Origin of the sequence: Lysinibacillus contaminans (assembly GCF_001278945.1) — a bacterium.
Taxonomy (GTDB): Bacteria; Bacillota; Bacilli; order Bacillales_A; family Planococcaceae; genus Lysinibacillus; species Lysinibacillus contaminans.
The window spans coordinates 157,831-171,500 of the sequence record NZ_LGRV01000003.1 but is presented as its reverse complement, the minus strand read 5'-3'; the positions used below and the strand labels follow the sequence as shown (position 1 = coordinate 171,500).

At 39.7% G+C, this 13,670-nt stretch carries 11 protein-coding genes; all 11 read right to left on the bottom strand.

What is annotated here, in order from left to right:
• Positions 1-15 precede the first annotated feature (15 nt).
• The gene (gene thrS / locus AEA09_RS03280) at positions 16-1,950 is read right to left on the bottom strand and encodes a threonine--tRNA ligase (RefSeq protein ID WP_053582484.1); all 1,935 of its coding nucleotides are present in this window, start codon (positions 1,948-1,950) and stop codon (positions 16-18) included.
• Positions 1,951-2,375: 425 nt separating this feature from the next.
• Positions 2,376-3,305 (bottom strand): primosomal protein DnaI, encoded by a 930-nt coding sequence (gene dnaI, locus AEA09_RS03275; RefSeq protein ID WP_245622851.1) that lies wholly within the window; start codon positions 3,303-3,305, stop codon positions 2,376-2,378.
• Positions 3,306-3,329: 24 nt separating this feature from the next.
• Entirely contained in the window at positions 3,330-4,712 is a 1,383-nt protein-coding gene (locus AEA09_RS03270; RefSeq protein ID WP_245622770.1) for a replication initiation and membrane attachment family protein, read from the bottom strand.
• A 21-nt stretch (positions 4,713-4,733) separates the two neighbouring features.
• A complete protein-coding gene (nrdR, locus tag AEA09_RS03265) occupies positions 4,734-5,201 on the bottom strand; it encodes a transcriptional regulator NrdR (protein WP_053582482.1) in 468 nt (155 codons plus the stop codon).
• Positions 5,202-5,496: 295 nt separating this feature from the next.
• Positions 5,497-6,519: a glyceraldehyde-3-phosphate dehydrogenase gene (locus tag AEA09_RS03255; protein ID WP_053582480.1), complete on the bottom strand. Its 1,023-nt coding sequence runs from the start codon at positions 6,517-6,519 to the stop codon at positions 5,497-5,499.
• A gap of 219 nt (positions 6,520-6,738) precedes the next feature.
• Positions 6,739-7,332 carry a dephospho-CoA kinase gene (gene coaE, locus AEA09_RS03250; RefSeq protein ID WP_053582479.1) on the bottom strand — a complete coding sequence of 198 codons (594 nt, stop codon included), beginning with the start codon at positions 7,330-7,332 and terminating at the stop codon, positions 6,739-6,741.
• A gap of 14 nt (positions 7,333-7,346) precedes the next feature.
• Positions 7,347-8,219: a bifunctional DNA-formamidopyrimidine glycosylase/DNA-(apurinic or apyrimidinic site) lyase gene (mutM, locus tag AEA09_RS03245; protein ID WP_053582478.1), complete on the bottom strand. Its 873-nt coding sequence runs from the start codon at positions 8,217-8,219 to the stop codon at positions 7,347-7,349.
• A 13-nt stretch (positions 8,220-8,232) separates the two neighbouring features.
• Positions 8,233-10,860 carry a DNA polymerase I gene (gene polA / locus AEA09_RS03240; RefSeq protein WP_053582477.1) on the bottom strand — a complete coding sequence of 876 codons (2,628 nt, stop codon included), beginning with the start codon at positions 10,858-10,860 and terminating at the stop codon, positions 8,233-8,235.
• A gap of 161 nt (positions 10,861-11,021) precedes the next feature.
• Positions 11,022-11,456, bottom strand: a complete 435-nt coding sequence (locus tag AEA09_RS03235) for a hypothetical protein (RefSeq protein ID WP_053582476.1) — start codon at positions 11,454-11,456, stop codon at positions 11,022-11,024.
• Between the two features lie 222 nt (positions 11,457-11,678).
• Positions 11,679-12,689: a protease modulator HflC gene (gene hflC / locus AEA09_RS03230; protein WP_053582475.1), complete on the bottom strand. Its 1,011-nt coding sequence runs from the start codon at positions 12,687-12,689 to the stop codon at positions 11,679-11,681.
• A complete protein-coding gene (hflK, locus tag AEA09_RS03225; protein ID WP_053582474.1) occupies positions 12,689-13,657 on the bottom strand; it encodes an FtsH protease activity modulator HflK in 969 nt (322 codons plus the stop codon). Before hflK ends, hflC begins: the two co-directional genes overlap by 1 nt.
• Positions 13,658-13,670 lie beyond the last annotated feature (13 nt).

Genomic DNA, 13,670 nt, shown 5'->3' with positions numbered 1-13,670 from the left:
TAATCATGTTAAAAATTAGAAGCGAGCTACTTCCGCTTTAATATTTGCCAAGAATTCTTCAAAGCTAATTGTTTCTGAATCTTTAGAGCCGTAACGACGAACGTTTACGCCACCAGCTTCTACTTCTTTATCCCCAATGACAAGCATGTACGGGATTTTTTTCATTTGTGCTTCACGGATTTTGTAACCTAGTTTTTCTTCTCGGTCATCCATTTCTACACGTAAGCCTGCAGCTGTTAATTGTTCTTCGATTTGTTTTGCATAATCGAAGTGTGCTTCATTCGATACAGGAATCACTTCTACTTGTACTGGTGCTAACCAAGTTGGGAAGGCACCTTTGTATTCTTCGATTAAGAAGGCTACGAAACGTTCCATTGTTGATACAACACCACGGTGAATAACAACCGGACGATGTGGTTTACCATCTTCACCAACATACGTTAAATCAAAGCGTTCTGGTAATAAGAAGTCAAGTTGAACTGTAGATAAAGTTTCTTCTTTACCAATTGCAGTTTTTACTTGTACGTCAAGTTTAGGACCATAGAATGCAGCTTCGCCTTCAGCCTCGAAGTGATCTAAGCCAAGTTCATCCATTGCTTCTTTTAACATACTTTGTGCTTTTTCCCACATCGCATCGTCATCGAAATATTTCTCAGTATCTGCCGGATCACGGTATGACAGGCGGAATGAGTAATCGTTTAAATCGAAGTCTTTATAAACTTCTTGGATTAACTGAACTGTTTTTTGGAATTCTGCTTTAATTTGATCTGGACGAACAAAGATATGTGCGTCGTTTAAAGTCATCCCACGTACACGTTGTAGTCCTGAAACAGCACCTGACATTTCATAACGGTGCATTGTACCAAGTTCAGCGATACGTAATGGTAAGCTACGGTAAGAGTGCATACTATTTTTGTACACCATCATATGGTGAGGGCAGTTCATTGGACGCAAAATTAATGTTTCATTATCCATTTCCATTGGAGGGAAAATAGAATCTTGGTAATGATCCCAGTGACCAGAAGTTTGATAAAGTTCTTTTGAACCAAGTACTGGTGTGTACACATGTTTATAACCAAGAGATAATTCTTTATCCACGATATAACGCTCAATCACACGACGAATTGTCGCACCATTTGGTAACCAAAGTGGTAACCCTTGACCGACTTTTTGTGAAGTTGTGAATAACTCTAATTCTTTACCGATTTTACGGTGGTCACGTTCTTTTGCTTCTTCAAGCATTTGTAGGTGATGTTTTAGCTCTTCTTTTTTGAAGAAAGCTGTACCGTAAATACGTTGTAGCATTTTGTTATCAGAGTTCCCTCTCCAATAAGCACCTGCTAATGAAAGAAGTTTAAATTCACGAAGTTTCCCTGTTGATGGTACATGAATACCACGGCAAAGATCGAAAAATTCACCTTGGTAATAAATTGACACTTGCTCATCAGCTGGAATAGCCTCAAGCAGTTCTAATTTGTATTCATCGTCAATTTCTGTGAAGATCGCTTGTGCTTCAGTACGTGAAACGTTTTTGCGTTCGATTTCAAAGTTTTCAGCAATGATCTTTTTCATTTCTTTTTCGATTACAGGTAGATCTTCTGCAGTGATTGGTGTTGGTGAATCGATATCGTAGTAGAAACCACCTTCGATCACTGGGCCAATTCCTAATTTAGCGTCAGGGTATAGACGTTTCACCGCTTGTGCAGTTAGGTGGGCTGTTGAGTGACGTAGAATTTCAAGTGCTTCTGCATCATCTTGAGTAATAATAGCAATTGTTGCATCTTCTTCAATTGGTGTTTTTAAGTCGACTAACTCACCGTTTACTTTACCTGCGTAAGCTTTTTTACGAAGACCTGGACTAATTGATAATGCGACATCATCAGTAGATGTGCCCTTTGCAAATTCCTTTACTGCGCCATCTGGAAAAGTTAATTTAATCATATCTGACATTTTGTTTGCACTCCTTCTTAGGTTTAATTGTGATGCATGATGCGACGGAAATTTCGTATTCGCCTTATGTTGAGCGATTTACCACCGATGTTAAGCGACTTACTTCAAAAATCGCCTGAAAAACAAAAAAGCCCCGTCCCTAACGAAAGGGACGAAGCGTATGCTCGTGGTTCCACCCTTCTTCCTTCCGACTAAAAAGTCAGACGAAGCTCAAGGCTAGCTAACGGGCTAGTACCGGCGAAAGATTATTCCCTTTCGCTGCTCAGTAGGTAGTAAATCATATGCTCATACTAGGAAGCTTACAGCCGGCGACTTCCCTCTCTAAAAGCAGATACACAAGATTCATGTCCTCATCAATGCATTTCATTGATATATATTATATGTGACAGTATACGCTCGATTGTCATAAAATGCAACCTTCAAAATTACCCTCGGCGATTTTTCCCACCCATTTGAACGGGCTCGGTAATCGCCTTAATGCGCTCCATAATACGCGCCGCTTTCACGACCTCTAAATCGCCCTTTTGTGATTGTGCTAAATGATGCTCTAGCTCATCATAATTAAAGTTCGACGTAATAAAAGTCGGCAATTGCTCGGCCATACGATAATGAAAAATTGTCCCGAGTATTTCATCACGTGTCCAAGCCGACATCGTTTCCGCTCCTAAATCATCGAGCATCAGTACAGGTGCTTTTTTCACGTAATCAACTTTCTCTTGCAACGTATTATCACCAATAGCATTTTTCATTTCTCGTAAAAATTCTGGTACAAACACGACTACAGATTTCACTTTAAGCGTCGCAAGCTCATTTGCTAGTGCACCTAAAACAAATGATTTACCAACGCCAAACTGACCATATAGATAAAAGCCCTTTGTCGGTAATACTCCTGTTTCACGCGTTTTTTGTACAAAATCAGCAGCACGATTTGCAATATCTACACGTGAATAATCATCAATGAATAAATCACCTATTGTCGCTTGTAGCACATCTTTTGGCATATGCATACTTGCAATCATATTAGCGACATCACGGCGATCATCCTCACGTATTTTTTGCTCACAGCGTACATAATCGATTTCCACTGTATTTCGTACTGTGCGCAACTTCGGAATAAAGCCTTTTAAGTAATTTGTGCAATGAGCCGTATTGTCACAGCCGCAACATTCCGTTGATTGATTAATAAATTCTTGTAATTTTGGCAAATTGCGTTCAATTGCGTCATAGCTCAATTCCTCCATATGTTCAGCTAAAAAAGCCTGCACACGTGGATTTTCTAAAATTTCTCGACGCATCGCCTCGTAGCGTTCTTTAAAAGATGGTACTTTTACTGCGCGCTGTAGCGGTCCATTAATTGGTTCGATGGTTATTCACCTACCTTACTTTTGTTGATTGCCTAACTTGTCTAATATTTTTTGACGTTCTTTTTCAAAATCCGTTCCGCCTGTACTTGTCTTGTCTGCCGGTACTTCTTCTGATTTTTCATTACGCTTATAAAACCAATCGGGCACTTTTTCCTCACGGCGATTAGTCGAGCGTCCTTTTGTATAATTATTAGTTTTACTTGGTGTTTGCGGCTTGTTTTTCCAAGCCGTATATTTATCATGCTCTTTGCGTGCAAGCTCCATTGCCTCTTTAGCTGTTTGCAAATTTTTTCGCACCCAATGGTCAGCAATTGTTTCTACATATTTTTTCGGCAACTTCATGTCAGTTGTCAACATAACGTACTCTAGCAGCGCGTTAACTACGCCAACAGGCATGCCGTGTTGCACAATTAAGCTATCCGCAAGCTGGACAGATGTTTGTAGCGGCTCTTTGCCGTTATTGATATCGCGTAATACTTGTACGGGCGGTGTTGTCTCTAAATAATGTTGCAATTCCTGATCCTTTGTCATTTGGGCTGTATCCTCGACACTCGGCGTATCATAAACACGCGCAAGTTTCGGTGGTTCCTTAGAAACTGTCAGCTTATAATAATCAGCTGCTGCCTTACGCAATCGTTCCAATGAAATACCTAAATCATCATCGAGAGCTAAAATAACGACCTTTTGCATATCCAACGCCGTTAAATTATATAAGAAGGCAAGCTTCGCAATCGCTTCACGCACCTCAAGTGTCAGCAAACTCGACGGTACCAACTGCTCAGACAGCCCTGCTTGTAATAAATTAAAGTCGAACTGTTCAAAGTAGAAAGGATATGCTTTTTGAGGCTTTACTTTTAAGCCATCATCACTTTGTAAATCAGCTGGAATATTCGTATTCACTGGCTTATAAACATCAATAAAAGCACGCGATACATCCTTGTATTCCGCCTCTCTTGCCGGTAAAATAAAGCGCTGACGCAACTTACGATACGCCTGTTCTCCTATTTTACTAAATAAAAACATCGACAAAAGCGGGTCCTTCAAAAAGCTGTCTGCATCAAGTGGACGTGCTAGTTCATATAAAAAGGAACGCTGTTCTTCACTTTCTTTTTTCCACGTACGTAACAAACCAATTGCCTCTAAAGCAACTCGCGCCTCAAACACTTTGCCAATTGGCATCCCAAGCACATTCATTAAATAATAATGCGATAGATGTTGTGACTTCATTTGCTCGGCCTCAGCCCATAACGTCAAATACAAACTAATCGGCTCAGCACCAGTTAATGGCTGATAAAACAGTGTCACCAGCTGACGTTCCTGCGTTGAAAGCGCATGAGGTAAGCGAATGTCAAAAGTATCCGATGGCTGTAACTCCTTATACAAATGAATCAACGCCATTCATCCTCTCTTTTTGCCACATTATTTTTGCTCAGTTTGTCGTTGGATAATTTCTTTTAATTCCTCAATGAATACGTTGATATCCTTAAATTGACGATAGACAGATGCAAAGCGTACATAAGCAACCTCATCAATTTTCGCTAAGCGATCCATCACCATTTCACCAACATCCTCAGAACGCACTTCTGCATTACCGATACGGCGTAAATCTTTTTCAATTGAAAGTACCATTCCCTCTAACACTTCAAGTGAGACAGGACGTTTTTCGCACGCGCGAATTAAACCACGCAGTACTTTTTCTCGGCTAAACTCCTCGCGTGACCCTTCTTTTTTCACAACGACTAATGGCGTTTCTTCAATTTTTTCAAACGTTGTAAAACGGAAACCACACGACTCACATTCACGACGTCTACGTATTTCTTTATTATCATCTACAGGCCTCGAATCTACTACACGTGTTCCGTTAAATTGGCAAGATGGACATCTCATATATTTACTCCCCTGATTTTCCTACAATTTAGTATTTCTATTATAACAAAATTTCCCCCGTGGACAAAATCACTTTCTTTTTCGGAAGTTAAGTCACTTCCTATCGACCTTATACAACAAGAAAGCACGTCAATCATACACCAACATGTTTCTATCATGCATTTACTCATGGCAATCATGCACAACTTACCTTCTATTATGCACGCTCTATAGCAAATTGTATATTTCACCAACTAATTCACACGAAAAAACACACTGAAATCGAGAAGATTTCAGTGTGTTTAAATTCTACGTATTAAGCGTTTACTGCTGTTAGAGCTTTTGAAACTTTTTTCGCAAGATCCACTACACGTGCAGAGTAGCCCCACTCATTATCGTACCAAGCTAGTACTTTCACTTTACGGCTAGCCATAACGATTGTAGAAAGACCATCTACTGTAGATGAGAAAGTTGTTGTATTGAAGTCAGACGATACAAGTGGTTCCATTGTGAAGTCTAAAATACCTTTCATCGGACCTTCAGCGGCTGCTTTTTTAAATGCAGCATTGACTGATTCCACTGTTACATCAGTATCTAAATCCACAACAAGATCTACTAGGGATACGTTTGGAGTTGGAACACGTAGTGCCATACCATGAATCTTGCCATCTAGCTCTGGTAATACTAGTCTTAAAGCTTTTGCAGCACCCGTTGATGTCGGGATGATTGATTGTGCACAACCACGCGCTCGACGTAAGTCTTTATGCGGGTTATCAAGATTCTTTTGGTCGTTTGTGTATGAATGAACCGTTGTCATTAAACCGTTGTTAATGCCAAATGTGTCGTTTAATACTTTTGCTACTGGTGCTAAGCAGTTTGTTGTACAAGAAGCGTTTGAAATCACGTCATGTTTTTCAATATCAAGTAATTCGTCGTTTACACCTAATACAACAGTGATATCTTCGTTTTTACCTGGTGCTGTTAAGATAACTTTTTTTGCGCCTGCTTCTATGTGCATTGCCGCTTTTTCACGTTCGTTGAATTTACCAGTTGCTTCAATAACGATATCTACGCCCATTGCAGCCCATGGTAATTGTAGTGGGTCACGTTCGCTAATAATTTGTACGCGCTTACCATTTACCAATAGTGCATCGCCTGCTGTTTCAATTGTACCTTCGAATGTTCCGTGATTTGTGTCATACTTAATCAAATGTGCTAACGTTTCAGCTGGATAGCTGGCGTTAATCGCAACGATATTTAAATCCTTTTGTACGATCGCTTGACGGAAAACCATACGTCCGATACGTCCGAAACCATTAATAGCAATAGATACTGTCATTTGTAAATCCTCCTGTGAATACGTTTTCATATTAGTTATATACTATACGAAATTAGTATAACACAATTTTAAAAAAGATGAACATTAAATACTCACATTAAAAAAGTTCTTTTATTCTGACAAATAAAGCGAACATAATACCCTCAAAGTTTATGCTTATTTTTCGTCGAAATGCATAAAAAAAAATGCATAGCGATGATTTTTCGCTACGCACCTAAACTATATAACTTCCCAATGAGTAAGGATTTTTTCCAGTTGCTCCTTCGTTTGTTCTAGCTTTTCATTATTGTAAATAACGGCGTGTGCACCCTTTTCCTTCACAGAAACTGGCAATTGCGAATGAATGCGAGCAAGTGCATCTTCTTTAGATAATGCGTTACGTTCCATTAAACGTTGTAGTTGCACTTCTTCTTTGACCGACACAACTAAAATGCGCTCAACAAAATGTTGTAATTTACTTTCAAATAACAATGGAATATCCATCACGACATGCTTTTCGCCTGCTGCTAATAATGCATCACGTTGACGGATCATTTCCGCACGAATAGCCGGGTGCATGATATCATTTAAGATTTTTCGTTTAGCAGGTTCGTGAAAAATAATATCGCCAAGTTTCGCCCGATTTAAATTGCCATCTTCAAGTAAAATATCTTCCCCAAAGTTTTGAGCAATTATTCCGAGCGTCTCAGTACCTGGTTCTACCACGACACGTGCGACAACATCCGCATCAACAATAGGTAGGCCAAGTTCCTTCATCATTTTCGCTACTGTACTTTTTCCGCTTGCAATACTGCCTGTTAATCCGATAATCATAAGCTAAATCCCCTTTAATGTTGACAATTTGGACAAAAGACAGACGTGCGTCCCCCAATTGTCATTTGACTCGTTGGTGTCCCACACGCTGGGCACACCTTTTTGCCGTACATTTGTAGCCGATTTTGCATACTACCAGCCTCGCCGTTAATATTACGGTAATCTGAAATCGTCGAGCCACCCGCTTCAATACTTTTACGCAATACAGCTACAACTGCATCAAATAGCGCTCGTTTACGCTTTTCACTAATGCGATTCACTTTACGTGCAGGGTGAATCCTCTCTGTGAATAACGCTTCAGTTGCGTAAATATTGCCACAACCTGATATTACTTGCCCATCCATAATTACTTCTTTGATAGCCTTTTTCTCGTATTTTGGCAAAAGAGTTTTCGCAATGAAATAATCACTAGCTTCCTCATCAAATGGCTCTGGGGCCATTTTGGTTAGGGGTGCATGATCCTCCAAATTCGCTAAAAAACGTAGTTCCCCAAAACGTCGGATATCCGAATAAATTAAAAATCGACCATCCGTTAAATGAAACGTCGCATGAATATGCTTTTTAAATTTTGCCTCACTAATATCATCCGGGGAATCAACGACAAACCACGCGCCTGTCATTCCTAAATGACTCACTAAAAAATATGGCACATCTTCTTTTAACAAATGAAAAAAAATATATTTTGACCGACGCACAACTTTCGTAATTGTTGTATCGGCAAGTACCGCTTCAAATGCATCAGGCTCAGCTTGTTTGACGATACATTGCTTACCCTCACTAAAAGATAAGCGAATCGTCTCTGAAAGCTCGACACTTTCTATTGTTTTGCCCTCAATTTCTGGTTTTAATGCCCTTACGACACCTTCTACCTCTGGTAATTCAGGCATACACTCTGCCTCCTTACTTTGCTTCGTACCAAGTTGCACCGTAGTTGACATCCACTTTTAATGGCACGGCAAGCGCGATCGCATTTTCCATTACTTCTGGTACGATTTTTTCTAGCATTGCTAATTCTTCCTGTGGTGCTTCGAAGATTAATTCATCGTGCACTTGTAGTAGTAATTTCGCCTGCATATTTTCTTTTTTCAAGCGTGCATCCATATCAATCATCGCTTTTTTAATAATATCGGCCGCCGAACCTTGAATCGGCGTATTCATCGCTGTACGTTCTGCAAAACTACGTAGGTTAAAATTAGAGCTCGTAATATCCGGTAAATAGCGACGTCGATTTAAAATTGTCGTCACAAAGCCATTGAATTTCGCATCTTGTATGATATTGTCCATATAACCCTTTACACCAGGGAAGCTCGCCAAATATTTCTCAATAAATATCGCCGCCTCTTTACGTGTGATGTCTAAGTTTTGTGACAAGCCATAATCACTGATACCGTACACAATCCCAAAGTTAACAGCCTTTGCTGCACGACGCATATCGCTATCCACTTCATCTGCAGATACGTGGAACACGTCCATCGCCGTACGTGTATGAATATCCATTCCTTCACGGAAAGCTTCCACTAAGTTTTTATCCTCTGACATATGCGCAAGTACGCGTAGTTCGATTTGTGAGTAATCGGCAGAGAACAATATCCAGTTTTCATGCGACGGCACAAATGCTTGACGAATTTTACGTCCTTCTTCTAAACGGACAGGGATGTTTTGTAAGTTTGGGTCGGTAGAACTTAAACGACCAGTCGACGTTAATGCCTGTTGGAAACGCGTATGCACTTTCCCGTCATCTTCATGAATTTCTTTTAATAGACCTTCAATATATGTCGATTGTAACTTCCCTAATTGACGATACAAGAGGATATGCTCAATAATGGCATGCTCTGGTTTTAATTTTTCTAATACATCAGCCGCTGTTGAATAACCTGTTTTTGTCTTTTTAATAACAGGTAATCCTAGTTTATCAAAGAGGATAACCCCTAGTTGCTTTGGTGAATTAATGTTAAATGCTTCGCCAGCTTCCGCATAAATATCCTGCTCAATGACAGTCAGCTTTTCACCTAACTCTTGGCCCATCTTTTCAAGCGTTGCTCGGTTGACCGTAATCCCTTCACTTTCCATCTCGCTTAAAATCGAAGCAAGTGGCAGCTCAAGGTTTTTATATAAATCAAACTGTTCGTTTTCGCGTAGTAGTGTTTCAAGTTTCGGTTGCAGTGTCCAAACAGCAAATGCTTTACGGCTCACATGTTCAGCAAGTACATCTTGCTCTGGTACAGCACGCTTTGCACCTTTTCCGTATACGGATTCATTGGCTTGCACATCACGGTAACCAAGATCTCTCGCTAGTGTCGCTACATCATCACCACTAAGTGCAGGATTATTAATGTATGAAGCTAGTAGTAAATCAAATTCAACACCAGCAAGTTTAATACCAGCACGTTTTAACGCTGCTTGAGATGCCTTAGAGTCTGCCATATACTTCGTTTTCGTCGCATCCTCTAACCATAATCGGAGTGTATCCGATTTGGCAGCATTCTCAAATGTTACATAAAAAGTATCCGTTCCATCCGTTAGAGCCAGTCCAAGTTGCTGACAAGTATGGTAATGCTCGTCTTCAAGCTCTACATGTACTGCCATCGTATCTTTCAACTGTTCAGGCTTCACATCTTCTACAATTTCATATGCGAACGGCGCTCGTTCTTCTTCCTCGACCACAAAATCACTTTTCTCAATCAATGATTTAAAACCAAGCTCCTGCCACACATTGATAAGTTCTTCCTCATTAGGCCCGTTATAGGCAAGGTCTGCAAGTGACACCTCGATTGGCGCCTCTGTAAAAATTGTTGCAAGCTTCTTACTCATATGCGCCTGCTCTTCATTTGCCACAAGCTTTTCTTTCATTTTTGAAGCTTTCAACGTGTCGATTGCCTCATAAAGCGCCTCAACTGACCCATGCTCTTTTAATAATTTCACCGCTGTCTTTTCACCGACACCCGGCACGCCAGGGATATTATCTGAAGCATCACCCATTAAGCCCTTCATATCAATTATTTGTAATGGTGTTAACCCGTACTTTTCTTCGATAAATGCAGGTGTATTTTTCTCAATTTCCGAAATACCTTTTTTCGTAATGTAAACAGTTACCTGCTCTGTCGCAAGCTGTGTTAAGTCGCGGTCACCTGATACGATAATGACGTCCATATTTTGCGTTGCCGCTTCTTTCGCCAATGTACCAATAATGTCATCTGCCTCATACATCTCAAGCTCATAACGCTTAATCCCATATGCATCAATCAACTTACGAATATACGGAAATTGCTCCGATAATTCTGGGGGCGTTTTCTGACGTCCACCCTTATATTCTGTAAACGTATCGTGACGGAATGTTGTTTTGCCAGCATCGAATGCTACCAACATTTTTGTCGGTTTCTCTTCTTCTAATATCCTCTGTAGCATCGTCGTAAAACCATACGCTGCATTTGTGTGAATTCCACTATCATTCGTTAAAAGTGGCAACGCAAAAAACGCGCGGTACGCCAAGCTATTACCGTCTAGTAATAGCAACTTATCTTTTGTCATCTCATGTCCTCCTGAATTCTCATCTCTTCTTATTGTAAAACGAAAACGTATGTTTGAAAATGCTTGTCTTCCCTACTTTATCGGGAAAATAAACTTTTTACCAATCATAGAGTGATTTTTCGTAAAAAAAGCCGACTGCACGTAGCAATCGACTTCTTCTCTTATTGACTATTTAGCTCATTCGTTTTATCTTTGCCATAAAAAATCTCTTCATAAATAATCGTCAAAATAAATGCATTCATGAAAGCAAACACTAAAAATAATGGCATGCCACCTAACTTTGGCTGTGTAAGCTCCGTACTAAACACCATCACAATACCAATTTGCGCAAGAAAGAAAATAAATCCAATCCCAACTTGCCAAATAGGACGCTTCTCCTCACGTTTCTCGTACCAAAACATTCTTTTAAACACTTTACGCACATCTTCAGCAATCATAAGTCCTAACAAAAATAAAACCACAAAAAATACAGGTATATTAAAAACACTCTTCGTCACCCATTCAAATTCTGTCAGGCGGAAAAAAAGTGTAAAGAACGACGCAATACTACAAGCAATCCCTAGATTTTGGAGCCACGTGCTAATTTTCAATTTCACAACAATTACCCCCATTTATCTCTTTTTAACACCATAATTTTATCAAAAAATAGCATTCTATGAAACATAGAGTTGTGAATATTCACTAGTAAAAAGCGGAAAATAAGTTATATCGGTACTTTTATAGTTACCATCCTATTTTCGGCACAAAAAAAAGCATCTCAGAAAAAACTTCTGAGATGCCTCTATCCTCTTTCACAAATCCCAACACGGATTGCTTGTTTATTCTAGGTAACCCGATAATATTTTTGCATATGGCGATGTTGATGGCAAAATAATCACTGTATCTTCGCCAATAGTTTTCTTATAGGATTCTAGCGTACGATACAGTGAATAGAATTCAGGGTCTTTCGAGAACGCATTATTGTAAATTTTTGCCGCCTCAGCTTCTCCATCTGCTTGAATTAACGCAGCTTCTTTATTTGCTGTTGCAAGCAACTCTTGAACTTCTTTATCTGTTTGCGCTTCAGTACGACGCTTCTCCGCATCACCCTCTGATAAATACTTTTGAGCAATCGATTCGCGCTCTGACACCATATTCGTAAAGACGGACTGTTCATTTTCAGCTGGTAAGTCGATACGACGAATACGTACATCGACCACTTCTATACCATATTTATCGTCTGATAATAATTTATTAACGCGTTCTGTTACGCGGTCATTAATACCCCCACGCTCTGAACTTTTATCATTAATAATATTTTTGTATTTAATCTGTCCAAGCTCTGTACGAATTACTGAATAAATGAATTCCTCCATACGAGCCTCTACCTTTTCAATCGTACCTGCATTTGAAATTAATAGCTTTGGATCCGTAATACGCCAGACCGCATAATTATCAATAATAATGCGCTTTTTATCCTGAGTATTAATTTCCTCTTCCGAAATCTCATAAGTCATTTGGTTTTTCGGTAATCTCGTCACACTTTGAATGAACGGCACCTTCATATTCAAGCCAGGCTCACGTTCAAATTTCACCACTTCTCCAAATTGACGAACAACGACATACTCAGATTCTTTGACAATATAAACATTCGCAAATAAAATGACTGCAATTGCGAAAACGACTGTTAACGTGACCGCAATTGAAATATATTTCTTTGGATCCATTGGACTCTTTTGGGACATTTCCACAACATTGTCTACAGTCCCATCTTCAGTAGGAGCGGATTTTTTCGTTTTTCCAGATAAAAAATTCAGAAATTTATCAAGATCATTATTCTTTTTGTCCATTAGTTACCGCTCCCTTCTTTTTTCTCCGTTGTGGTCTGCTGTGCTGTTGGTTGAAGACCTGGCAGTGGCAAGTACTTCATCGTGCCACCATCATCATTCATAATGTAAAGTTGCGCTTTCGGTAAAACATTTTCAAGTGTTTCTAAGATTAAACGCTCACGTGTTATTTGTTGGTTCCCCTTATACTGCTCATACATTTTATTGAAGACTGCTACATCCCCCTGCGCTTGCTGGATACGTGCAGTTTTTGCACCTATGGCTTTGGAATTGATGGCATCCTTTTCACCTTGCGCTTCATTAATACGCTTATTCACATATTTTTCTGCTTCATTTATTTTTGTGTTTTTCGTTTCTAGCGCATCAGTTACCGCTGTAAAAGCCGCTCGTACATCTTTGTTAGGTAGTTCAACATCCTGTAATTTCACCCCTAAAATACTGATACCAATATCGTATTTTTCAATGAGATTGACGAGTAAGTCACGTGTTTCTACCTCTATTTCGCCTTTTCCATCTGTTAACGCTTCATCGATTTTCGAGCTTCCAATAATCGAGCGGATGGCACTTGATGTAGCGCTATGTAAAATTTCCTCTGGTTTTTGTGCATTGAATAAGTATTTACGTGGATCTGTAATTTTCCATTGGACAACTAAATCCGTTAAGACAATGTTGTCATCCCCTGTAATCATTTTTGTTTCAGCATCATAGGCCTCCAACTCGCCTGACTTATCTTGCTTATAACCAAACTGCAAACTAAAGGTTTCTTTTGATAAAATCTCAACCGACTGCACTGGCCAAGGTAATTTAAAGTGCAAACCTGATTCTGTCACTGTTTCGTCTGCACGACCAAATGTGATTACAACCGCCTGTTCTGACTCATCTACCGTGTACCACGAAGTAAATACTGCGATAAGAGCCACAATACCAAAAATCCCAAGTCCCACCATCATTAGTGTTCTTTTCACACTCATGTATGTTCCTCCC

Bases quoted from the DNA above. Each gene is read 5' to 3' on its own strand.
- nrdR (WP_053582482.1), bottom strand. From the start codon at position 5,201: ATGAGATGTCCATCTTGCCAATTTAACGGAACACGTGTAGTAGATTCG.
- AEA09_RS03270 (WP_245622770.1), bottom strand. From the start codon at position 4,712: ATGGCGTTGATTCATTTGTATAAGGAGTTACAGCCATCGGATACTTTT.
- AEA09_RS03255 (WP_053582480.1), bottom strand. From the start codon at position 6,519: ATGACAGTATCTATTGCTATTAATGGTTTCGGACGTATCGGACGTATG.
- thrS (WP_053582484.1), bottom strand. From the start codon at position 1,950: ATGTCAGATATGATTAAATTAACTTTTCCAGATGGCGCAGTAAAGGAA.
- hflK (WP_053582474.1), bottom strand. From the start codon at position 13,657: ATGAGTGTGAAAAGAACACTAATGATGGTGGGACTTGGGATTTTTGGT.
- polA (WP_053582477.1), bottom strand. From the start codon at position 10,860: ATGACAAAAGATAAGTTGCTATTACTAGACGGTAATAGCTTGGCGTAC.
- mutM (WP_053582478.1), bottom strand. From the start codon at position 8,219: ATGCCTGAATTACCAGAGGTAGAAGGTGTCGTAAGGGCATTAAAACCA.
- hflC (WP_053582475.1), bottom strand. From the start codon at position 12,689: ATGGACAAAAAGAATAATGATCTTGATAAATTTCTGAATTTTTTATCT.
- coaE (WP_053582479.1), bottom strand. From the start codon at position 7,332: ATGATTATCGGATTAACAGGCAGTATTGCAAGCGGAAAAAGTACAGTA.